This window comes from Pseudomonas tremae (genome assembly GCF_001401155.1).
GTDB classification, from domain to species: Bacteria; Pseudomonadota; Gammaproteobacteria; order Pseudomonadales; family Pseudomonadaceae; genus Aquipseudomonas; species Aquipseudomonas tremae.
In genome coordinates, this window is record NZ_LJRO01000194.1 from 19,939 (window position 1) to 40,615 (window position 20,677).

The following is a 20,677-nucleotide window of genomic DNA, read 5'->3' on the forward strand; positions in this document are numbered from 1 at the left end:
GTCGATTCGCAATTATCTGGAACTCCCGAATGAAGCTACTGATTCCCGGCGCCGTGGCGCTGGTGCTGTTGTCTGGTGTGACAGTCGCAGCGCCCGCTGCGCCGGTTTCAGTCAGCCCCATGCACGAGCAATATCTGCCGCCTGATGACCTGAGCCTGCGTGACGGTGCGCCGGAGCAGCAGCAATTGATGCAGGTCACCGAGTACACCATTGTTGCCGGTAATCAGCGGCAATCCAGTCAGCAGCCGATCCCGGTGACCTCGCCGTTGTCGCTGCGCCTCAACGGCAAGTCGCTGAACAAGGGCGCGTCGATCTCACAGGTGCTGGTGCATTTCGATGGCGGCGAAAGCAAAAGCCTGAAAAAGCCCACCTATGACGAGCCATCCCGAACCCTGACCCTTTATTACCCGCTGTCTCAGTATCGGGTGCTGGTGGACCTGCTGCGCAACGAAAAGGTTTATTGCCAGTACCTGAGCTACGCCAACGGCCATATCTGGGCCGACCTGCACACCACATCAGCACGTACGCGTTGAGCCCTGCGCTCACCGGGGGGTAAACTGCGCACCCGTGAAAGTGTCCGCGACAAGCTGGAGCCTGCAATGCGTAAAGACAAGAAGCAGTTGATTGGGGATGAGATCGGCGATGAGCAGATCAAGTTGTTCCTGAACTTCGAACCGTACGATGCCACCTCGCCGTCACTGCACAAACTGATCAAGGCCTACCGTGGCCTGCGCATCAATGACTTCGAGCGTTTTCTGGTGTTCTTCAAGGAAGCCGGCCACGACTTTGATGGCAAGGACGAACACGGCAACGACTTCATCGGCCTGATCAAGGATCAGCGCAATGCCGATGAGTACATCGAACTGATCGAAAAAGCCCGCGGCTGATAGTTAGTGAACGCCACAATCTCTAGGAATTGCAGGCGCGGACCGCGCGATGCTTCGCTCGTCCGGTCTGCCTGAATCGTAGGAGCGGACTTGTCCGCGATCTGTCGTGAACCGGCAGTAAAACCAGTGCATAGGATACATCAGGTATAACCGAAGTCACCGGTTTCAGGGGGGGGGCAAAGGCACTTGGCCCCCACACCCCCGCTGGCAGAAGCCTACCTTTGCTTACTTGCGCGCCTGATACGCCTTGCCGTAATGCCTCTCCAGCCTGGACTGCAATAGTTCCAGGCCGATCGACATGATCCAGTAGAGCACCGCAGCGGTGGTCAGCATTTCGATGTAGCGATAGCTGGACCGGCCATACGATTGCGCCAGAAACATCACTTCCCAGACCCCCATCACTGAGATCAGCGACGAGTCTTTGAGCATGGAAATGAACTGGTTGGTGGTCGGCGGGATGATGGTGCGCATCGCCTGAGGCAGGGTTACCCGCCAGAAGATCTGTGCCGGACGCAGGGCCAGGGCCAGTGCAGCTTCACGCTGCCCGGCAGCAACGCCAATGATGCCGGCGCGGAAGATCTCGCTCAGGTAAGCCCCGTAATTGAGTGACAGGGCTATCACCCCGGCCATGATCGCGCCCGGTACGATTCCCACCTGCGGTAACCCCAGGTAAATCAGCAGAATCTGGATCAGCAAGGGTGTACCGCGAAAGAATGACGCGTAAAAGCTGGCGATACCGAATGCTACTGCGCTGCTGGACAGTCTCGCCAGCGCTGTGACAAAGCCCAGCACCACCGACACGATGATCGAACACAGCGACACAAACAGCGTCAGTGCTGCCCCCTGAAGAAACCCGTTGGGCGCAAGATGCAGGCCGATCAGGTTCGGCAGCTTGTCGAGGATGATCGACAGCTTCAGATCGAAGCTCAGGAAAAACCCGGCGAACAGCACAAACATGACCAGCCAGGTCAGGTAAAGCCGTGTGCGGAACCCGAAGATGCGCTTGAGCAGGCTTTGATCGGCCTGCTCGGGTGGACGTTGCGGCTCGAAGGAAGTCATTTGCTGATGTCAGCACCGATCCACTTTTGCGACAGCTTGCTCAAGGTGCCGTCTTTCTTGAGTTCAGCAAAGACTTCACGCACTTTGGCATCCCATTCCGGGTCATCTTTCTCGATGGCCACCGAGTTGGGCTCTTCGTACAGCGACTCGTCCGCCAGCTTGAAACGTTTGTCTTGGTCCAGGCGCGGTTTTGCCGTCACCAGGTTGGTCAGTATCGCGTCCAGACGCTTGCCCGCGCCCAGCCCGAGGTCCTGAAACGCTACGTTGTCGTTGTCGTAAGGGGCGATCTGCACGTCTTCGAACGGGTATTGCAACGGCTTGTCTTCCGCGCCGTCGATCACCAGGTTCTTGTTCAGGTAGCTTTCGTAGCTTGATGCGCTGGTCAGGCCGACCTTTTTACCGCTCAGGTCCTTGGCCGAGTGAATGCGGTCATCCGTAGCGTTGACCACGATCACCGCTGGCGATGCGTAGTACTCGACCGGAAAACTGAAGACTTCAGCGCGGGCCTTGCTTGGGGTCATTGAGCAGACGCAGATGTCATAGCGCCCACTCCAGTGGCCTGCAGCGATCACGTCCCAGGAAGGTGTCTCAAGGCGCAGCTTGACGCCGAGTTTTTGCGCCACGGCCTTGGCGACGTCCACATCGAAGCCGTCCAGTTCGTTCTTGTCATTCAGGAAGGAGAAGGGCGGGTAACTTTCCATGAGGACGTTAACCAGCTCTTTGTTTTTCTGCACGCGGTCCAGCGTAGCGCCAGCCAGGGCTTGAGTCGAGGCAGCCAGAGTCACAAGGCCAATGCCCAGCAGAGCGCGATAGTTCACAGATATCCCCCGAAAAAGTGTTTGTAGTTTGATGTAAGGGCCGTATTAAATACGTTATACAAGACTGACTCATAATGAGTTTTTTTCATATACATATAAGCAGATCACCTATGACCCAAGGCACCACTGTAATTCTCGATGGCGGCATGGGCCGCGAGCTACAGCGTCGCGGCGCGCCTTTTCGTCAGCCCGAATGGTCGGCACTGGCGTTGAGCGAGGCGCCTGAGGCGGTCAGTGCGGTACACACCGCTTATATCGACAGCGGCGCGCAGGTCATCACCAGTAACAGTTACGCGGTTGTTCCGTTTCATATCGGTGAAGAGCGTTTCGCCCGCGAAGGTCAGGCACTGGCTGCGCTGGCCGGGCAACTGGCGCGTGCGGCAGCCGATGCGTCGGGCGGCCGCGCGCGGGTGGCGGGTTCCATTCCACCGCTGTTCGGCTCCTATCGTCCTGACCTCTACAAGCCTGAACAGGCGGCCGACGTGCTCAAGCCGTTGGTGGCAGGGCTCTCGCCCCACGTCGATCTGTGGCTGGCCGAGACCCAGAGCTGCATTCTGGAAGCGCAGACCATTCGTGCCGGTCTGCCTGCCGATGGTAAACCGTTCTGGCTGTCGTTCACCCTTCAGGATGAAGACACCGATGAAGTCCCGCGCCTGCGTTCCGGCGAGCCGGTTGCCGACGCCGCCAAGGCTGCTGTCGAGATGGGTGTTGCAACGTTGTTGTTCAATTGCAGCCAGCCTGAAGTGATCGGTGGCGCGATCGATGCGGCGCGTGAGGTGTTTGAAGCGTTGGGCGTCGATATCGCTATCGGCGCCTACGCCAATGCCTTTCCCCCGCAACCCAAGGACGCCAAGGCGAACGACGGTCTGGATGAATTGCGTGAAGACCTCGACCCTGAGGGTTATCAGCAGTGGGCGGCGGACTGGGTGAAGCGCGGTGCCACGCACATTGGTGGTTGCTGCGGAATTGGCCCGGAGCACATTGCGGTGCTGTCGCGAAGTCTCTGATCCCGGCAAGCAACCGGCAAACAAAAAGCCCCGTGACTCGCCAGGTGTCACGGGGCTTTTTGTGGGCAGGCCTGGTGATTTACGGCGTATTCAGCTTGTGCCGCTCGTCGATGTGCCCCTCAGTCGTGGAGAAACTCTGCACCTGGCTGCTTTTATCCAACAGTTCCAGGGCTTCGTCGTTCCGGGTGCTGACACGCTCATACAGCTGCGCATCGGTTTCCAGAATCTTTTCCCGGGCCGGGAAAATCTCGTCGAGCTTGCCAGCCCATTCAGTGCGGGTTTTTTCCGGGAAGCAGCGTTCCAGAAGTTCGAGCATGATCGACACGGTCACCGAGGCGCCAGGTGAAGCGCCGAGCAGGGCGGCCAGCGAACCGTCGCTTGCAGAAACCAGCTCTGTACCGAATTGCAGCACACCGCCCTTTTTCGGGTCTTTCTTGATGATCTGCACCCGCTGGCCAGCTACTTCCAGGCGCCAGTCTTCAGCCTTGGCTTCCGGGTAGAAGCGCCGCAGCGATTCGAGGCGTTGCTCCATCGACTGCATCACTTCGCTGACCAGGTATTTGGTCAGGTCCATGTTGTCGCGAGCGACTGCCAGCATCGGCTTGATGTTGGCGATGCGAACCGAGAGCGGCAGGTCGAGGAACGAGCCGTGCTTGAGGAATTTGGTTGTGAAACCGGCATAAGGTCCGAACAACAGGGACTTCTTGCCGTCGACCACGCGAGTGTCCAGATGCGGAACCGACATCGGCGGCGAACCGACGGCTGCCTGGCTGTAGACCTTGGCCTGATGGTGCTTTACCACTTCCGGGTTGTCGCATCGCAGCCACTGGCCGCTGACCGGAAAACCGCCGAAGCCTTTGCTCTCTTCGATGCCTGACATCTGCAGCAAGGGCAGCGCTGCACCGCCGGCACCGAGGAACACGAACTTTGCGTCGATCTCACGCGTGCCGCCGCCGTTCACGTCCTTGACGGTCACTGTCCAGCCAGCACCCTTGCGGGTCAGGTTGGTGACTCGGCTGCGGTACTTGATTTGCGCGTCCGGCGCGCGGGAGAGGTGATCAAGCAACTGGTTGGTCAGCGCGCCGAAATTGACGTCCGTGCCGTTCATCATGCGCGTTGCGGCGACTTTCTCATCTGCCGGGCGGCCGGGCATCATCAGCGGCATCCACTCAGCCAGTTTCGCCTTGTCCTCGGTGTACTCCATCGAAGAAAACGCGTGATGCCTGCTCATCGCTTCAAAACGGGTCTTGAGGAAGGAGATGCCTTTTTCACCCTGTACGAAGCTCAGGTGAGGGACCGGATTGATGAATGATTTTGCCGAACCGAACGTGCCTTTGCGCATCAGGTGAGCCCAGAACTGTTTCGAGACCTCGAACTGGGTATTGATGTGCACCGCTTTCTTGATGTCGATGGAGCCATCTGCCGCAGGTGGCGTGTAGTTCAACTCGCACAGACCAGCGTGACCGGTGCCGGCGTTGTTCCAGGGGTTGGAACTCTCTGCAGCACCGGAATCCATCAGCTCAACGACTTCCAGCTTGAGGCCGGGGTCGAGCTCTTTGAGCAATACCGCCAGAGTGGCACTCATGATGCCGGCTCCGACCAGTACTACGTCGACTGCTTCGTTATGCGCCATTAACGCGTCTCCAAAATCTGCAGCACCAAATTGACGGCATACGATCCTGAGGCTGTTTGCCAGGTGTCGGGGCTTGAATCAAGGTAGTGCCCTCGTTTTCCTGGCCAGGATCGCCTGACCGATTCTTCGCAATTTTTCGCATCTAAAGCGCAGGTCCCGGTCAGGTTCGTTGATGGTTCATTATTAGCTCATGAACGCATTTTCAAGCCTGCAAGGCCATTCGACCAACGTCAGGGAGCCTGTCGCAAGACGGGCCCGCGACTAGGACGTCAGGCGCCGGACATGGAGGCGCAGTCGCGGCCGGTCCCGTTCAAAAAGGCCGGTTCAGACGCTGATGGTGCATGTTCAACCGCATACCTATTCATTTGCTCGCCACACTCTTGTGAAGTAGTGAAACTCGTTTTTCACGTCCTTTTGGGAACGTGAACCAAACCTCAAAATGGCTGCGATGACAGCGCTGGCAGGTCAGGTGCATAAAGAGTGAGGCGCTGGCAGGTGAGAAAGGTTCGATATGATTCGAGCATTCTTCACCTTTCATCGAGCACACTCGTGCGCAAATGACCTGTGTGGGCGGCTCTCTGTGGGCGATACGGAGGTGCTAATACAGTGATTAGCGATGCTGCGAGGCCCGATCAGGAGACGTCCTTATAATCGGGGGAAGATTATAGCGATGAAATGACAGGAATTGATCGGTTTAAATGACTTTTATTCGCCGTCGGGTCAGGCGGTGAGCAACTGACCGCGAGTTGAACGCGCGCTACGCTGCGCAACGCGTGCGCTGGCGGGCAGTGGCTGATTCAGCCAGCTCAGTCGCTGCTCGGTCACTTCGACCCACTCGATGCCGGATGGACGCTGGGCGCAGTGTTTGAACGCGCGGCAGATGCCAGCCTGGTCGATGTGGGCATAGTGGCGATGCTGACGACGGGCAGTGAACAGAGAACGGAACAGATTCATGGCGCAGCTCCTGTGACGTGGATGAACGTCTGTGCGATGAGGGCGAGTCTGCCGCGCGCATGTTACGCCCTGATTACATCGTGAGGCTTCGACCAGCAGCGGCTTGCGGCAATCCGGGCTTACCCGTCAGAGGCCACTGGTGAGTGCAGTGCGCACGCCGCTATACTGCTGCACATTCAGTGTCTGGCCCATGGAGAAATGAGCATGCTGCGTCGCATTTTGTTCGGTTTGCTTGCTGTAAGCAGTTTGACCCTGGTGGGGTGTGCCCACAGTCCGCAACAATTGAGTCCTACCCCCAAGATCAATGCTCAGCTTGCGGCCGTAGGTCGCGGCCAGCCTGTGGTGGTGCGCGTGGTCGACGGCCGTCCAGGTCCGACCCTGGGCACGCGTGGCGGGATGTACCCGGAAACCAGCGCTATCAGCGTCAACGGCGCGGACATCGTGCCCAAGTTGCAGGCCCAGGCCGAAGCAGCCGTACGTCTGCTGGGCTTCACGCCAACCCAGGGCGGCAGTGCTCCGCAGTTGACGGTGACCCTGGCGGACCTGAAATATCAGTCGCCTAAAGAGGGGCTGTACGTGACCGAGGCGACCATCAGTTCGACTTTCCGCGCTGACGTGCGCAACAACGGTCGTACCTACAGCGGTCGCTACGCAGCGTCCCTGGACCAGCGTTTCGGCATGGCGCCGAATCAGGAAACCAACACGAAGCTGGTCAGTGACGTGTTGAGCGACGCGCTGACTCGCGTGTTCCAGGACCCGACCATCGGTTCTACCCTGTCGCAGTAAGCGTCGGCGCTAAAAAGGCGCTAAACAAAAAGCCCGGCCCTTGTAGAAAGGGCCGGGCTTTTTGGTTTCTGGTTCAAGCCGCCTGCTGGTAAAAATCCAGAAAGCTGAAGCCGGTGTCCTGATCCAGATCCGGCAGATCATGATGAACGTGCCCACTCAGAGCGCAATAGACCAGCCAGTGGCGATCCTGAACGTTGAAGGCCAGACCACCGATCAACTCCTGCTGCTCATCGCTCTGGGCAATGAGGTACAGGCGGTCCTGATTGTTTGCATGCAGCATGACAAGCTCCAAAAAGAGTGAAGTCCGTTTCTCGAGGAGCCACACAATGCAGCCGCCGCGTTACGCTTGGGTGACAGCGGCAGAGAATTTTCATGCAGGATATTTCCGAGAGGCCTTCAAGATCGGACGCAGAGCGTCCAGAACAGCATGCCCACGCTGGAGCATGGGCACGATAGGCGATCTTTTGGGCATCTATCTTATGGCAGCGCCAGCCCGGCCTTGACGCGGTACTGGTTGCGGACCGGCGTTGCATATTGCTGGATAAGGTAAGGGCGGTGCTCAGGAGGCACACCTGCCAGTCGGCCGTCCCACTCGTCTCGGGCGCGCTCCAGCTCATCGGCCGGGAATAGAGCCTCTGCCTTTGGCACCTCTATCGCCGGATCGGCATCGTTCCATTGTGCATAAGCCAGGTAATGCACCGGAAAGAGTCGGTAGCCGCCGAGAATTTGCCGGTCCATTTCGATGGCCAATTGCTTGGTGTCCTCGAAATGCTCGGTTATCGGCGGTGCGAAGTTCACGTGTACCCGGCCCTTGTAGCCCGTGATTCCCAGCGCGATGCTGACATCGTCTTCGCCGGGCGTCTTGGCGTAGGAACCCGTCGTCGCCCGAATATAAAGCTCGCGGGCCTTGGCGCTGTCGCACGGATCGTACTCGTAGCTGATCGATACCGGGATCAGGTTAAGAGAGCGAATCACGTCGCCAAATGGTTCTTCCTTGCGGCTCATGTGGAACATCTTGAGGATCGCCGATTCGGTTCGGTCATCTCCGTCCTTCGCCCGCCCCTCAGCCTGAGCGATCCAGATCGACTGGCAATCCTTGGTGATCGAATGGTTGATGTAGGCCGACAACAGCTGGTAGGCCGCCATTTTCTCGCGGCGCCCGATGATTGAGCGATGCACGATGAAACTCTTGTTCAGGCGCATCAGGTCGCTGACAAACGGCTTTTGCAGCAGGTTGTCGCCAATCGCAATACGCGGTGTAGGCAAGCCTGCGTGGTACACGGCATAGTTGACGAACGCCGGGTCCATCACGATATCGCGGTGGTTGGCCAGAAACAGATAGGCACAACCGGACTTGAGCTGCTCCACGCCGGTATAGGTCACGCCGTCGGTAGCGCGTTCGATGGTGTGGTCGACATAGTATTCGACCTTGTCCTGCAGGGAGGCGACCGAGTCGATACCTGCGAACTCACGGCGCAGCTTGCGCGCCAGGGTAGGTTGCAGGATCCAGCCGAGTGCGCCCGCGAGGCGGGGGAAGCGGAATTTGGTCAGAATTGCGAGAAAGGCTTTGTCGCTCAGCAGGCGTGCCAAGACGGCGGGGACTTCTGCATCGTTGTAAGGTCGAATGGCATCGAATTCGCCCATCATGCTCTCTTGTCGGAAACGTGTAGGGTAAAAGAAGACAGTTTTGTTAAAACAGCCGTCTGAAGAATAGGCCAATTATACGCATAACTGATCCCGGAGACCCTGATGCAGGAATTACAGAGCTACGACTGCCCTTATTGCGGCGAACCTGTCGAGGCGGTGCTGGACTTGTCGGGTGGTGATCAGCAGTACATCGAGGACTGCCCGGTGTGTTGCCGCCCGATCATTTTCGATCTGCAGACCGATGGCCAGGACTGGAATCTGGATGTTCGCAGCGAGAACGAATGATGCAGAAAATCTACGAGCCCGAGAACCTGATGGAGGCCGAATTGCTGCAGACAATGCTCGCCAGTGAGGGCATCAGGGCGCATCTGGCCGGCCGTGACCTGCTCGGTGCGATGGGCGAGCTGCCAGGGCTTGGGCTTCTGGCAATCAAGGTGGAAGATGCGCAGGTCGAACGGGCGCGTGAGCTGATCACTGCGTACAATAGCGCTTCGCCCGTGTCTGGCGATGAGCCGGATGATTTTCCCGATGTACTGGTGTGCTGAGCACCCTCAAAAGAGTCTGATTAGCCCCCATGTGTGGACGCTTCGCCCTGTTTCGCTGGACCCCTGCCTTTGCTGCCTTGCCCGGTTTTCCGGCTGACCAGAAGGCGCAATGGAACATTTCGCCAGCGGACTGGGTGTTGATCATGCGCGCTGCCGAAAACGATCAGGGGATAGAACTGGTTCGAGCCCGTTGGGGTTTGACCCCGGCCTGGCTCACCGACTTGTCGAAAACTCCCGCTCATGCGCGTGCCGAAACCGTCGCCGAGCAGCCGATGTTTCGCGACGCATTTGCCCACCGCCGCTGCCTGCTCCCGGCCAATGGTTTTTACGAGTGGCGTGGCACAGTGCGCAAGCGCCCGTTCTGGCTGACGCCGGGCGAGGGCGCCGCGTTGTTTTTTGCTGCTATCTGGGAAGCATATCCGGTGCAGGGGCACACGTATCTGAGTGTGGCTGTGGTCACCCAGGCCGCCGCGACCCAGCGCCGTCCGCTGATCCTGGATGCCAAAGGCCAGAAAGACTGGCTGGCTGCCGACACTCCGCTCCCGACCCTTCAGGCGTTGCTGGCCGCGCCGCAGCTTGCCCTCAGAGAACGTCCCTTGGCGAACCTGGTCAACGACCCCAAGCTCGACGCCCCCGAATGCCTGACTCCCTTGAGTTAGGCGAGCAGGGCTAAAAGCGGCGAATAAAACAAATCCGATATCCGCCTCGAAGCGCATCTGATACAAACGTGCACACACGTCCGGGAACCTTCCACCTCTCTCGAAACCGAACATGCCATTTGGTCTGTATCTGGCGCGGAGGTCTGCCCCGGGAATGACCGTTTCACAAACAAGGAGATTCACCATGCGTCAGTCATTTGCCCTCTGTGCCTTGAGCGCTGCGTTGCTGCTCGGCGGGTGCCAGGCAGTCAATACCACCAGTGGCGACTCGGTCGGTGTGGAGCGCAAACAGTACATGTTCAGCATGCTTTCCACCGATGAAGTCAACAAGATGTACGCTCAGTCCTATCAGCAGACGGTGGGTGAGGCGACCAGCAAAGGTATCCTCGATACCACCAGCGCCAACGCCAAACGTGTCCACGCCATTGCGGATCGGCTGATTGCCCAGGCCCCGAAACTGCGGCCCGACTCGGCGCAATGGAAGTGGGAAGTCAACCTGATCAAAAGTGACGAGCTGAACGCCAACTGCGGCCCTGGTGGCAAGATCTTCGTTTACACCGGTCTTATCGACACCCTGAAACTGACTGACGATGAACTTGCGGCTGTCATGGGCCACGAGATTGCTCATGCCCTGCGCGAGCATGGCCGCGAAGCGATGTCCAAGGCATACGGTGTGGCGATGGCCAAGCAGGGTGCTGGCGCCTTGTTGGGGCTTGGTCAGGACAGCCTGGCGCTGGCCGACACCGTGGTGAACTACAGCCTGACGCTGCCCAACAGCCGCAGTAACGAAAACGAAGCCGACCTGATTGGTCTGGAGCTGGCCGCGCGTGCCGGTTACAACCCTAACGCCGCCATTACCCTGTGGCAGAAAATGACTCAGAACTCAGGCGGTTCGCAGCCCGAATTCATGAGCACTCACCCGGCGTCGGAAAGTCGTATTTCTTCACTGCAGGCGGCGATCCCCAAAGTGATGCCGCTGTATCAGCAGGCTGCCAAGTCCTGATTGAATGATTGTCCTGCGCTGCGGCATTCGCCGCAGCGTCCTTGCAGTGCCGATCAAACCCAGCCGCTGACCTGCATCGCCTTGTAGACAGCCACCAGTGCCAATACGAAAAACGCGCACGCCGCCAGACGGCGGATCAGCGTCAGCGGCAACTTGTCGGCTGCAAAATTACCCGCCAGAACTACCGGGACATTGGCCAGCAGCATGCCGATGGTGGTGCCGAGAATGACCAGCCACAGGTGCGAATATTGCGCCGCCAGCATGACGGTGGCGATCTGCGTCTTGTCGCCTATCTCGGCGATGAAGAACGTTATCAGCGTGGTCATGAACGGGCCGAATTTTCGCGCTGTGCTGGCCTCGTCATCGTCCATCTTGTCCGGGACCAGTGTCCACAGCGCCGTGGCGGTAAAGCTGGCGGCAAGAATCCAGTGCAGGACTGCGTCGGAAAGGAACGTGCTGAACCAGGCGCCCACAGCGCCAGCTGCCGCATGATTGGCCAGTGTCGCGGCGACAATGCCGGCGATGATCGGCCAGGGTTTGCGAAAGCGTGCGGCGAGAACAAGCGCTAGCAGCTGCGTCTTGTCACCGATTTCGGCGAGTGCGACGACAGCGGTGGGGACCAAAAATGATTCCAGCATCAGGATTCCTTGGGGGCGGGTCGACACGGCTATGACACGTACAGCCTTCCCGCCCCGGGTAAGGTGTTCGTGTCATAGGTCTGGTCAAACCACTGATCCGTCTGAGCGGATTCCGGGTCGCACGTACCATGGTCTGAGGACCAAGTATGTTGATACGTGCCGGACGAGCATGGCGCTCGTGGGAGACTACTCCCCTAGGACGGAGCGGATTCTGCCTTCGCGAATACGTTTGGGCAAGCGCTTATTTTCAAGAGCGTTTGGCGCTGTAGATCTTGAAACCATTGCCTTGAGCCTTGACGTGGCAGAACCCTACATGCTCTTCGATCAGTGGCTGATAACGCAGAAAGTTATTCGCAACCACGCGCAGTTCGCCACCTGATTTCAGATGTTGGCGTGCTTTTCTCAGCAGGTTTTCTGTTGCCATGTAGTCGGTATGCACCCCGACATGGAACGGTGGATTGCTCAAAATGGTGTTCAAACCCATCGGTGCGGCATCGATTCCGTCCCCGGTCAGGACTTGTGCTTCCAGGCCATTGGCGGCAAGGGTCAAGCGCACACTGGCGGTGGCGAATGCATCCACGTCGAGCATGATCACTTCGTTGTGCGGGTAGCGGCGCTTGACCGCTGCGCCGAGCACGCCGGCGCCACAACCGAAGTCGAGCAGGTTGCCACTGGGCAGTTTGTCGATGTTTTCCAGCAAGAGCGCCGAGCCACGATCAAGACGACCATGACTGAACACGCCCGGCAGGCTGACGACTGTCAAAGGGCCATCCTGCAGTTCGATATGGTAGGGCTTGGCGAGGCTTTCCAGTGCAACGGCTTGCGGGGCGTGTTCGACGGTGACCTGCCAGAGCTGGCAGTGGCGGGCGCTGTCGAGTTTGCGCGCGCGTCCGAAGGGGCTGAGTTGTTTGGCGGCGGCTTCGATCCCGCCACGTTTTTCACCGACCAGAAACAATTCACGTCCGTCGAGGCGGGCGGCTAGCGCGTTAAGCAGGTAATCGGTCAGGTCACGGGCTTTGGGCAGAAACAGTACGGCGGCATCAAAAGCAGCCTGTGGAACCTCGACGCCGAAATCGACGCGCCCCTCGAAACGCGCGTCCAGCGCAGCTTGATCGCCCGCATGCCAGCACCATCCACGCGCATCCGGCAGTTTTCCGAGCAGGTCGTCGGCGGGCAAGCCGACCAGCAACAGCGGGCCTTGAAACAGCTCGGGCTGACGGAGTAACACTTCACTGCGCGGGTCCATGGACTGGCTCCTGAAAAAGCGCGCAGTCTAACAGGATACGGCGGGGCAAACGCAGAGCGTCCAGAACGGCATGCCGACGCTTAGCGTCACACGACAGGCGTCCGAAATAACGTCGCACGATAGTAGAGGTTATCGTTCCTCACGCTCAGCGGGGGAATACCGTTCACGACGCTCTGCGTCGCAAAAAGGCTGGCACCTTTTAGGCAGGCATCAGACAGCGTAATCTGCCGAGTCAGACTTGAACCCTCCAGGAGGTCCCACATGTATTTGGCAGAATTTCTCACCGTCGCGCTAATCCACCTGCTGGCCGTCGCCAGTCCCGGCCCCGACTTCGCGGTCGTGGTGCGGGAAAGCGTGACGCACGGGCGCAAGGCGGGCACCTGGGCGGCGCTTGGCGTTGGCTCGGCCATCTTCCTGCATGTGGGTTATTCGTTGCTGGGCATCGGGATTATCGTTTCCCAGTCCATCGTGCTGTTCAACGCTCTGAAGTGGGCTGCCGCCGCGTACCTGCTGTACATCGGCATCAAGGCCCTGCGCGCCAAACCGGCTGCGGCGAATGACGAGGCGTTGACCAAGGCCGTCCTTGGCGAGCGCACCGCTCGCGGCGCCTACATCAGTGGCTTTGTCACCAATGGCCTGAACCCCAAGGCGACGCTGTTTTTTCTGTCGCTGTTTACCGTGGTGATCAACCCGCACACGCCGCTGCTGGTGCAGGGCGGCTATGGCGTTTACCTCGCGATAGCAACGGCCTTCTGGTTCTGCCTTGTGGCGCGGCTGTTCAGTCAGGCGCGGGTGCGTGCCGGTTTCGCGCGCATGGGGCACTGGTTCGACCGAATCATGGGCGGTGTACTGGTCGCGCTGGGGATCAAGCTGGCACTCACCGAGGTGCATTGAAACGTACAGGCCAGAGGGCCTTCGTCTCTCGGGGCGCAGGCCGGGCCGCTGCGCCCGAAGGCCCATTCGAGGCAGCATAACGTCAGGTCGATGCTCTTCAAAAAATCATACCTTTGAGCGATTCCGATGGCAGCCGACGGCTCTAGAGTCCATATTTCCAGCCTTGCCCGTGGACTTTGAAAAAGGTACCCATATGTTACAGACTCGCGTTCTTCCGCCAGCCGATGGCGCTTACCAGTACCCTCTGTTGATCAAACGCCTGTTGTTGTCCGGCAGCCGTTATGAAAAGACGCGTGAAATTGTCTACCGTGATTCCGTTCGCTACACCTATGCGACGCTCAACGAGCGCATCTGCCGCCTGGCCAACGCACTGACTGCCGCAGGTGTCAAAGCCGGCGATACGGTGGGCGTCATGGACTGGGACAGCCACCGTTATCTGGAGTGCATGTTCGCGATTCCGATGATTGGTGCGGTGATTCATACCGTCAACGTTCGGCTCTCTGCGGAGCAAATCGCCTACACCATCAATCATGCTGATGACCGCCTGTTGCTGATCAACAGTGAGTTCGTGGGGCTTTACCAGGCGATGTCTGGACACCTGAGCACCGTCGAAAAGACCCTGTTGCTGACCGATCAGCCGGAAAAGACCGCCGAGCTGCCCAATCTGATTGGCGAGTATGAAGCGTTACTGGCTGCAGCCAGCCCCACCTACGAATTCGAGGATTTCGACGAGCATTCGGTCGCGACCACGTTTTATACCACTGGCACCACCGGCAATCCCAAGGGCGTCTATTTCACCCACCGCCAACTGGTCCTGCACACGCTGGGCGTGGCAACCATCATGGGTTGCATCGACAGCACCCGGCTGCTCGGCACCGATGATGTCTACATGCCCATTACGCCGATGTTCCACGTGCATGCCTGGGGCATTCCGTATGCAGCGACCATGCTGGGCCTCAAACAGGTCTACCCAGGCCGTTATGAGCCTGAGTTGCTGGTAGAGCTGTGGCGCCGAGAGAAGGTCACTTTTTCGCATTGTGTGCCGACCATCCTGCAAATGCTGCTCAACGCCAAGTCTGCTCAGGACGTCGATTTCGGCGGCTGGAAAATCGTCATTGGCGGCAGCTCACTGAACCGCAGCCTGTATCAGGCGGCCAAGGCCAAGGGCATTCAGCTCACTGCCGCCTATGGCATGTCGGAAACCGGCCCCCTGATTTCAGTGGCGCACATCAACGAAGAGCTGAAGGCCGGCAGTGAAGACGAGCAGATAACCTACCGAATCAAGGCTGGCGTTCCGGGGATGCTGGTAGATGCTGCGATCATCGATCAGCAAGGTAATTTTCTCCCGGCCGATGGCGAAACCCAGGGCGAACTGGTGCTGCGCGCACCGTGGCTGACCGAAAGCTATTTCCGTGAACCCGAGAAAGGTGCCGAACTGTGGGCGGGCGGATGGTTGCGCACGGGCGATGTGGCCACGCTGGACGGCATGGGGTTCATCGATATTCGAGATCGTATCAAGGACGTTATCAAGACCGGAGGCGAGTGGATCTCTTCTCTGGAACTCGAGGATTTGTGCAGCCGACATCCTGCGGTTCGCGAGGTCGCGGTGGTGGGAATAGCCGATCCGCAATGGGGCGAACGACCCTTCGCCTTGCTGGTGATTCGTGACGGTCATCAGCTGGATGCCAAGGGGCTGAAAGAGCATCTCAAGCCTTTTGTCGAGCAAGGTCACATCAATAAGTGGGCCATTCCCGGCCAGATCGCGCTTGTTACGGAAATTCCCAAGACCAGCGTCGGCAAGCTTGATAAAAAGCGCATGCGTCTGGATATCGCAGACTGGCAAAATAACAACAGCGCGTTTCTTTCCAGCCTTTGACGCCGGTGTCAGCCGTAGCTGCTGGTGCGGCGCGTGTCTGCGCCGCAGGTTCTGATCGGTGACTTGCCAAATTTTCAATTTCAGCCATCCTCCCCGCCATACGCTTTGCGTGCCTTCCCGGAAACGGGCGGGCCAGACGCGCTGGTCCTGCAAATCACACTTTAGAGTGATCTAGTGGCCAGCCCTGCTGGCTATAGTCGGCACAGGGAACGAGCAAGAGCGGACCTGGCAACGTGAGTTGATTCGATGACCGAGTCGGTTTTGAGTTATCCCACGGCCATAACAATAAAACACACGGAGTAGCGTCGATGACAACCACATACCCCTTCTGGCGCCGGGCAAAACTGCCGCTGGCCGTTAGCCTTGCTTCGTCACTGGCCGGCCCGGCGTTCGGCGTGACATTCAACGTTGGCGAGATCGAAGGCAGCTTTGACTCCTCGCTGTCGGTGGGCGCCAGCTGGTCGACCGAAAACGCCAACAAAAACCTGATTGGTGCCAACAATGGCGGGCGTGGGTTGTCGCAGACCTCCGATGATGGTCACTTGAATTTCAAGCGTGGAGAGACGTTTTCGAAGATATTCAAGGGTATTCATGATCTGGAACTGAAATACGGCGATACCGGTGTTTTTCTGCGCGGTAAGTACTGGTATGACTTCGAGCTTAAGGATGAAAATCGCGAGTTCAAGGACATCAGCGATTCAGGCCGTAAAGAGGGTGCCAAGTCCTCCGGGTTCCAGCTGCTCGACGCTTTTGTGTATCACAACTATTCGATCGCGGATCAACCGGGCGCCGTGCGTTTCGGCAAGCAGGTCATCAGTTGGGGCGAAAGTACCTTCATCCAGGGGGGGATCAACAGCGTCAACCCGGTCGATGTCTCGGCCTTTCGGCGTCCAGGTTCGGAAATCAAGGAAGGCCTGATTCCGGTCAACATGTTCTACCTGTCCCAGAGCTTGACCGACAACCTGTCGGCCGAAGGCTTTTATCAGCTGGAATGGGACCAGACGGTCGTCGACAACTGCGGCACCTTCTTCTCGCAGCCGGACGTGATCGCCGATGGCTGCAACAACAACCTCGCGGTACTGCGCAGCCGCAGCGGCCTGAACAGTTCGTTGAGTGCCGCCGGACTGCCGGCGGGTGCGCGTGGTGCAGTGTTCAACTCGCTGTCGCAGCAGGGCGTGGTGTTCGGCAACCCGGATGAAGGCGCCGTCGTGCGCCGTGGCCCTGACCGCGATGCGCGAGACAGTGGCCAGTTCGGGTTTGCCTTGCGTTATAACTACGAACCGCTGGACACCGAGTTCGGTGCCTACATGATGAACTACCACAGCCGCGCGCCGATTTTCAGTGGACGCGGTGGCTCGGCTGCATCGTTCAGCCCGCAAGGGCTGGTCGGCTCGCTGGTGCGCAACGGTCTGCCTGCAAGCACTGCTGCAGCGCTTGCCCCGACCCTGCTGCCGGTGGTGGTGGCGGGCAACTCCAGCTACTACGTCGAATACCCTGAAGACATCCGTTTGTATGGTTTGAGCTTCTCGACCACCTTGCCTACCGGCACCGCGTGGAGCGGCGAGATCAGCTACCGCCCGAACGCACCGATTCAGGTCAATACAACCGACATCCTGTATTCCGGCATTTCCCCGCTCAACCCGAATGTATCGCTGCTGAACGGGCAACCGAATACCGATCAGCCCGGCTACCGGCGCAAGGAAATCACCCAGCTGCAGACCACGTTCACCCAGTTTTTCGATCAGGTCATGGGCGCAGAGCGTCTGACCCTGGTGGGCGAAGTGGGCTGGACTCACGTCGGTGGCCTCGAAAGCACCTCGAAAATCCGCTACGGCCGCGACCCCGTTTATGGGCCGGGTCCATTGCCGGGCGGCCAGTGCGCAACCCTGAACGCGGGTACGCTGACTGGTGCCGAGCAGAACAACCTGACCCGTTACTGCGAAGACGACGGCTTCACCACGTCCAACTCCTGGGGTTATCGCGGGCGCGCCATCTGGGATTACAACAGCGTTTTTGCCGGGGTCAACCTCAAGCCCAGTGTTGCCTGGTCACATGATGTGAAGGGTTATTCGCCCGGCCCTGGTGGCAACTTCGAAGAAGGACGCAAGGCCGTCAGCCTCGGCCTTGACGCCGAGTACCAGAACACCTACACCGCGAACCTCTCCTACACCAACTTCTTTGACGGCAGATACACCACCGTCGATGACCGGGACTTCGTGGCGCTCAGCTTTGGCATGAACTTCTAAGCACATGTTTTCAGGATGACGACGAACATGAAAATAACAAAAAATCTGTTGCAAGCCGGTGTATTGGGGCTGTCATTGCTGGCCACCGGGGTGATGGCGGCGGTGTCCGCATCGGACGCGGCAAAGCTGGGTACAGCCCTGACACCCATGGGGGCGGAAAAGGCCGGTAACGCCGCCAATACGATTTCAGCCTGGAGCCCGATGCCGAAAAACGCCGGGGCGGTCGATAGCCGCGGTTTTCTTGCCAACCCTTACGCCAGTGAAAAACCGTTGTTCATCATCAAGGCGGCCAACGTCGAGCAATACAAGGACAAGCTGGCGCCTGGCCAATACGCCATGTTCAAACGTTACCCGGACAGCTACCGTATCCCGGTTTATCCGACTCATCGCGGTGCCACAGTGCCGGATGAAGTGTTTGCTGCGATCAAGAGAAACGCCACCACCAGCAAGCTGGTCGGTGGCGGCAGTGGTCTCGAGAATTTCGATACGGCTGTTCCGTTCCCGATTCCTGCCAGCGGTGTCGAAGTCATCTGGAACCACATTACCCGTTACCGCGGCGGCAGCGTGAAGCGTCTGGTTACCCAGGCTACTCCGCAGCCGAACGGCTCCTACAGCCTGGTGTACTTCTCCGACCAGTTCGTGTTCCGCGACAAGATGAGGGATTTCGATCCGAAAAATCCAGGCAACGTATTGTTCTACTTCAAGCAGGAAGTGACTGCCCCGGCACGTCTGGCCGGTGGTGTGCTGCTGGTACACGAAACCCTGGATCAGGTGGCCGAACCTCGCTCGGCTTGGCTGTACAACGCCGGTCAGCGACGTGTGCGCCGCGCGCCGCAGGTGTCCTACGATGGGCCGGGCACGGCGTCCGACGGGTTGCGGACCTCCGATAATCTGGACATGTACAACGGTGCCCCTGACCGCTACGACTGGAAGCTGATTGGCAAGCAGGAAATGTACATCGCAGCCAACAGCCACAAGCTGGACGACCCGACGCTCAAGTATGCCGACATCATCAAGGCCGGCCATATCAACCAGGACCTGACACGCTATGAACTGCGCCGCGTCTGGCACGTGACCGCCACCCTCAAGGAAGGTCAGCGGCATATCTATGCCAAGCGTGACTTCTTCATCGACGAAGACACCTGGCAGGCTGCAGTCATCGACCATTACGACGGGCGAGGTCAGCTATGGCGCGTGGCTGAAGCGCACTCCGAAAACTACTACGACAAGCAGGTGCCGTGGTACGCGATCGAGACCCTGTATGACTTGCAGTCCGGTCGCTACGTGGCGCTGGGCATGAAAAACGAAGAGAAGAAGGCCTATGAGTTCGGCTTCACGGCCGGTACCAGCGACTTCACCCCCAACGCGCTGCGTCAGGAAGGCGTGCGTTGAGCAGAGGGTTGTAACGCAGGTCGATACAGGCCGCAGGCCGATCAGTGACCGATACACAGGAAGGCCCCTTGAATGGGGCTTTTTTGCGCCTGTGTATCGGCCTTATAAGCTGTAGGAATTTTGTTACAGTCTTTTCGGTGATGAACTTTCAAAAGTGCAGATTTAACCGCTAGTCTCCGAACACCGCGATGCCGAAACACTGATCCCCACACGAGCCGGCCATGACTGATCTGTCCCGAATGCAAGGGTTCACAGACAGCGCGATTCCTGCGTTGGAGGGGCGTTTTTTTCGCCCACCACTTCCCGAAGGTTACGTTCCCCGTTCCCGCCTGTGCCAGCGCCTCGACGAGGGGCTGGGCGGTCGGTTGCTGCTGGTGTGCGCCCCGGCCGGTTTCGGCAAGAGTTCGCTGGCAGTCGAGTTCTGTGAGGGGCTGCCGGGTAAATGGCAAAACGTGTGGCTCGGACTGAGCGCACGCGACAGCGACCCTGGCCGTTTTCTGGAGCGGCTTCTGGCTAGCCTTCAGCAGTTGTTTCCACAGTTGGGCGCCCAGGCGATGGGGCTGGTGAAGATGCGTCAGCGTCATCAGCCGTTCGCATTCGAAGAATGGCTCGACAGCCTGCTCGACGAGCTGGCCCTGCATTTGCTGTTGAGCAAACCGCTGTTGCTGGTGCTGGATGATTACCACCTGGCTCAAGGCCCGGTGCTTGACCGCTGTTTGCAGTTCTTCCTCAACCACCTGCCGGTCGGCCTGGTTGTGATGGTCACCAGTCGGCAGCGTCCGGAGTGGCACCTTGCACGTTTGCGTCTGACCCGGCAGTTGCTTGAAATCAATGAACAGGACCTGCGCCTGACCCATGCGGAGTCCGTTGCCGTGCTGGCCCGGCCAGGTCGTTCGCTGGACGGCGAGGCGCTGCAAAGCCTCATTCAGCGCAGCGAAGGCTGGGTGGCCGGTTTGCGATTCTGGTTGCTGGCAGCTTCCGAAGCTGACGACGAAAGCGCCTTGTCGCAGGCGCTGCGTGGCAGTGAGGTATTGATTCGCGAGTACTTGCTTGAAGAAGTGATCGACTGCCTGCCAGCCGATGTTCAGGCTTTTTTGTACGACACTGCCTGTCTGGAGCGTTTTTGCGCCGAGCTGTGCAATGCGGCGCGGGACACCCATGACAGCGGCGAAATACTGCGCTACCTGCAGGCGCATCAAGTGTTTCTCGTGCCGCTGGACGAGCAGGGCCACTGGTTTCGCTATCACCACCTGTTTTCCGATCTTTTGCGCGCGCGACAGGCAGCAGGCCCGCAGCCCACTCGTCTGCACCTGAATGCCTGCCGCTGGTTCAGTGCTCAGGGCCTGCTCGACGAGGCGGTCGAACAGGCCCTGCGCGCAGGGCATCT

General features: G+C 58.9%; 21 protein-coding genes and 1 riboswitch. Of the genes, 13 read left to right on the forward strand and 8 right to left on the reverse strand.

Annotated features, from left to right (window positions below; translation table 11 throughout):
* Positions 1 to 29: 29 nt before the first annotated feature.
* Together ALO43_RS13920 and ALO43_RS13925 are read left to right on the forward strand one after the other, a co-directional pair.
* A complete protein-coding gene (locus tag ALO43_RS13920) occupies positions 30 to 533 on the forward strand; it encodes a hypothetical protein (protein WP_005891214.1) in 504 nt (167 codons plus the stop codon).
* 66 nt (positions 534 to 599) lie between these two features.
* Complete coding sequence (locus ALO43_RS13925; RefSeq protein ID WP_024670455.1) at positions 600 to 887, forward strand: PA4642 family protein; 288 nt, start codon at positions 600 to 602, stop codon at positions 885 to 887.
* Positions 888 to 1,112: 225 nt separating this feature from the next.
* Here ALO43_RS13925 and ALO43_RS13930 read toward each other — a convergent pair whose 3' ends face one another.
* Positions 1,113 to 1,946, reverse strand: a complete 834-nt coding sequence (locus tag ALO43_RS13930; protein WP_024670454.1) for an amino acid ABC transporter permease — start codon at positions 1,944 to 1,946, stop codon at positions 1,113 to 1,115.
* Complete coding sequence (locus tag ALO43_RS13935) at positions 1,943 to 2,764, reverse strand: ABC transporter substrate-binding protein (protein ID WP_005891219.1); 822 nt, start codon at positions 2,762 to 2,764, stop codon at positions 1,943 to 1,945. The genes ALO43_RS13930 and ALO43_RS13935 overlap by 4 nt, the downstream gene beginning before the upstream one ends.
* A gap of 110 nt (positions 2,765 to 2,874) precedes the next feature.
* Here ALO43_RS13935 and ALO43_RS13940 point away from each other — a divergent pair, with 110 nt between their 5' ends.
* A complete protein-coding gene (locus ALO43_RS13940; RefSeq protein ID WP_005891220.1) occupies positions 2,875 to 3,771 on the forward strand; it encodes a homocysteine S-methyltransferase family protein in 897 nt (298 codons plus the stop codon).
* Positions 3,772 to 3,850: 79 nt separating this feature from the next.
* Here the strand turns inward: ALO43_RS13940 and mqo are convergent, their stop codons facing one another.
* Together mqo and ALO43_RS13950 are read right to left on the reverse strand one after the other, a co-directional pair.
* The gene (gene mqo, locus ALO43_RS13945) at positions 3,851 to 5,404 is read right to left on the reverse strand and encodes a malate dehydrogenase (quinone) (protein WP_005891221.1); all 1,554 of its coding nucleotides are present in this window, start codon (positions 5,402 to 5,404) and stop codon (positions 3,851 to 3,853) included.
* Between the two features lie 720 nt (positions 5,405 to 6,124).
* Positions 6,125 to 6,358 (reverse strand): hypothetical protein, encoded by a 234-nt coding sequence (locus ALO43_RS13950; protein WP_005891223.1) that lies wholly within the window; start codon positions 6,356 to 6,358, stop codon positions 6,125 to 6,127.
* 204 nt (positions 6,359 to 6,562) lie between these two features.
* On the opposite strand from ALO43_RS13950, the gene ALO43_RS13955 reads away from it, so the two are divergent.
* Positions 6,563 to 7,144 carry a YajG family lipoprotein gene (locus ALO43_RS13955; RefSeq protein WP_005891224.1) on the forward strand — a complete coding sequence of 194 codons (582 nt, stop codon included), beginning with the start codon at positions 6,563 to 6,565 and terminating at the stop codon, positions 7,142 to 7,144.
* A 73-nt stretch (positions 7,145 to 7,217) separates the two neighbouring features.
* Here the strand turns inward: ALO43_RS13955 and ALO43_RS13960 are convergent, their stop codons facing one another.
* Together ALO43_RS13960 and ALO43_RS13965 are read right to left on the reverse strand one after the other, a co-directional pair.
* The gene (locus ALO43_RS13960) at positions 7,218 to 7,424 is read right to left on the reverse strand and encodes a hypothetical protein (RefSeq protein WP_024690445.1); all 207 of its coding nucleotides are present in this window, start codon (positions 7,422 to 7,424) and stop codon (positions 7,218 to 7,220) included.
* Positions 7,425 to 7,621: 197 nt separating this feature from the next.
* On the reverse strand, positions 7,622 to 8,788 hold the full coding sequence (locus ALO43_RS13965; RefSeq protein WP_032618611.1) for a 1-acyl-sn-glycerol-3-phosphate acyltransferase: 1,167 nt from the start codon (positions 8,786 to 8,788) through the stop codon (positions 7,622 to 7,624).
* 105 nt (positions 8,789 to 8,893) lie between these two features.
* Here ALO43_RS13965 and ALO43_RS13970 point away from each other — a divergent pair, with 105 nt between their 5' ends.
* The 4 genes from ALO43_RS13970 to ALO43_RS13985 all read left to right on the forward strand — a co-directional run bounded on the left by ALO43_RS13970 (position 8,894) and on the right by ALO43_RS13985 (position 10,998).
* Positions 8,894 to 9,076 carry a CPXCG motif-containing cysteine-rich protein gene (locus tag ALO43_RS13970; RefSeq protein ID WP_005891229.1) on the forward strand — a complete coding sequence of 61 codons (183 nt, stop codon included), beginning with the start codon at positions 8,894 to 8,896 and terminating at the stop codon, positions 9,074 to 9,076.
* Positions 9,076 to 9,336 (forward strand): putative signal transducing protein, encoded by a 261-nt coding sequence (locus ALO43_RS13975; RefSeq protein ID WP_005891231.1) that lies wholly within the window; start codon positions 9,076 to 9,078, stop codon positions 9,334 to 9,336. Before ALO43_RS13970 ends, ALO43_RS13975 begins: the two co-directional genes overlap by 1 nt.
* A 29-nt stretch (positions 9,337 to 9,365) precedes the next feature.
* Positions 9,366 to 9,995 carry an SOS response-associated peptidase gene (locus tag ALO43_RS13980; RefSeq protein ID WP_005891232.1) on the forward strand — a complete coding sequence of 210 codons (630 nt, stop codon included), beginning with the start codon at positions 9,366 to 9,368 and terminating at the stop codon, positions 9,993 to 9,995.
* A gap of 184 nt (positions 9,996 to 10,179) precedes the next feature.
* Positions 10,180 to 10,998: a M48 family metallopeptidase gene (locus ALO43_RS13985; protein WP_005891233.1), complete on the forward strand. Its 819-nt coding sequence runs from the start codon at positions 10,180 to 10,182 to the stop codon at positions 10,996 to 10,998.
* Between the two features lie 53 nt (positions 10,999 to 11,051).
* Here the strand turns inward: ALO43_RS13985 and ALO43_RS13990 are convergent, their stop codons facing one another.
* Both ALO43_RS13990 and ALO43_RS13995 read right to left on the reverse strand, forming a co-directional pair.
* Entirely contained in the window at positions 11,052 to 11,636 is a 585-nt protein-coding gene (locus ALO43_RS13990; RefSeq protein ID WP_005891234.1) for a TMEM165/GDT1 family protein, read from the reverse strand.
* Positions 11,637 to 11,705: 69 nt separating this feature from the next.
* A riboswitch (yybP-ykoY riboswitch) is annotated at positions 11,706 to 11,844 on the reverse strand.
* Between the two features lie 39 nt (positions 11,845 to 11,883).
* Positions 11,884 to 12,882: a class I SAM-dependent methyltransferase gene (locus ALO43_RS13995; protein WP_024670451.1), complete on the reverse strand. Its 999-nt coding sequence runs from the start codon at positions 12,880 to 12,882 to the stop codon at positions 11,884 to 11,886.
* A 261-nt stretch (positions 12,883 to 13,143) separates the two neighbouring features.
* Here ALO43_RS13995 and ALO43_RS14000 point away from each other — a divergent pair, with 261 nt between their 5' ends.
* The 5 genes from ALO43_RS14000 to ALO43_RS14020 form a co-directional block, all read left to right on the forward strand.
* A complete protein-coding gene (locus ALO43_RS14000) occupies positions 13,144 to 13,776 on the forward strand; it encodes a LysE family translocator (protein WP_005891236.1) in 633 nt (210 codons plus the stop codon).
* Between the two features lie 193 nt (positions 13,777 to 13,969).
* The gene (locus ALO43_RS14005; RefSeq protein ID WP_024690102.1) at positions 13,970 to 15,652 is read left to right on the forward strand and encodes a fatty acid--CoA ligase; all 1,683 of its coding nucleotides are present in this window, start codon (positions 13,970 to 13,972) and stop codon (positions 15,650 to 15,652) included.
* A gap of 308 nt (positions 15,653 to 15,960) precedes the next feature.
* Positions 15,961 to 17,898, forward strand: a complete 1,938-nt coding sequence (locus ALO43_RS14010; protein WP_054997684.1) for a DUF1302 domain-containing protein — start codon at positions 15,961 to 15,963, stop codon at positions 17,896 to 17,898.
* 27 nt (positions 17,899 to 17,925) lie between these two features.
* Positions 17,926 to 19,290, forward strand: a complete 1,365-nt coding sequence (locus ALO43_RS14015) for a DUF1329 domain-containing protein (RefSeq protein WP_054997685.1) — start codon at positions 17,926 to 17,928, stop codon at positions 19,288 to 19,290.
* Between the two features lie 221 nt (positions 19,291 to 19,511).
* Positions 19,512 to 20,677 (forward strand): MalT transcriptional regulator family protein (locus ALO43_RS14020; protein WP_459564954.1); only part of this gene is annotated, 1,166 nt, incomplete at its 3' end.

Bases quoted from the DNA above. Each gene is read 5' to 3' on its own strand.
- ALO43_RS13920 (WP_005891214.1), top strand. From the start codon at position 30: ATGAAGCTACTGATTCCCGGCGCCGTGGCGCTGGTGCTGTTGTCTGGT.
- ALO43_RS13925 (WP_024670455.1), top strand. From the start codon at position 600: ATGCGTAAAGACAAGAAGCAGTTGATTGGGGATGAGATCGGCGATGAG.
- ALO43_RS13930 (WP_024670454.1), bottom strand. From the start codon at position 1,946: ATGACTTCCTTCGAGCCGCAACGTCCACCCGAGCAGGCCGATCAAAGC.
- ALO43_RS13940 (WP_005891220.1), top strand. From the start codon at position 2,875: ATGACCCAAGGCACCACTGTAATTCTCGATGGCGGCATGGGCCGCGAG.
- mqo (WP_005891221.1), bottom strand. From the start codon at position 5,404: ATGGCGCATAACGAAGCAGTCGACGTAGTACTGGTCGGAGCCGGCATC.
- ALO43_RS13950 (WP_005891223.1), bottom strand. From the start codon at position 6,358: ATGAATCTGTTCCGTTCTCTGTTCACTGCCCGTCGTCAGCATCGCCAC.
- ALO43_RS13955 (WP_005891224.1), top strand. From the start codon at position 6,563: ATGCTGCGTCGCATTTTGTTCGGTTTGCTTGCTGTAAGCAGTTTGACC.
- ALO43_RS13960 (WP_024690445.1), bottom strand. From the start codon at position 7,424: ATGCTGCATGCAAACAATCAGGACCGCCTGTACCTCATTGCCCAGAGC.
- ALO43_RS13965 (WP_032618611.1), bottom strand. From the start codon at position 8,788: ATGGGCGAATTCGATGCCATTCGACCTTACAACGATGCAGAAGTCCCC.
- ALO43_RS13970 (WP_005891229.1), top strand. From the start codon at position 8,894: ATGCAGGAATTACAGAGCTACGACTGCCCTTATTGCGGCGAACCTGTC.
- ALO43_RS13975 (WP_005891231.1), top strand. From the start codon at position 9,076: ATGCAGAAAATCTACGAGCCCGAGAACCTGATGGAGGCCGAATTGCTG.
- ALO43_RS13980 (WP_005891232.1), top strand. From the start codon at position 9,366: ATGTGTGGACGCTTCGCCCTGTTTCGCTGGACCCCTGCCTTTGCTGCC.
- ALO43_RS13985 (WP_005891233.1), top strand. From the start codon at position 10,180: ATGCGTCAGTCATTTGCCCTCTGTGCCTTGAGCGCTGCGTTGCTGCTC.
- ALO43_RS13990 (WP_005891234.1), bottom strand. From the start codon at position 11,636: ATGCTGGAATCATTTTTGGTCCCCACCGCTGTCGTCGCACTCGCCGAA.
- ALO43_RS13995 (WP_024670451.1), bottom strand. From the start codon at position 12,882: ATGGACCCGCGCAGTGAAGTGTTACTCCGTCAGCCCGAGCTGTTTCAA.
- ALO43_RS14000 (WP_005891236.1), top strand. From the start codon at position 13,144: ATGTATTTGGCAGAATTTCTCACCGTCGCGCTAATCCACCTGCTGGCC.
- ALO43_RS14005 (WP_024690102.1), top strand. From the start codon at position 13,970: ATGTTACAGACTCGCGTTCTTCCGCCAGCCGATGGCGCTTACCAGTAC.
- ALO43_RS14010 (WP_054997684.1), top strand. From the start codon at position 15,961: ATGACAACCACATACCCCTTCTGGCGCCGGGCAAAACTGCCGCTGGCC.
- ALO43_RS14015 (WP_054997685.1), top strand. From the start codon at position 17,926: ATGAAAATAACAAAAAATCTGTTGCAAGCCGGTGTATTGGGGCTGTCA.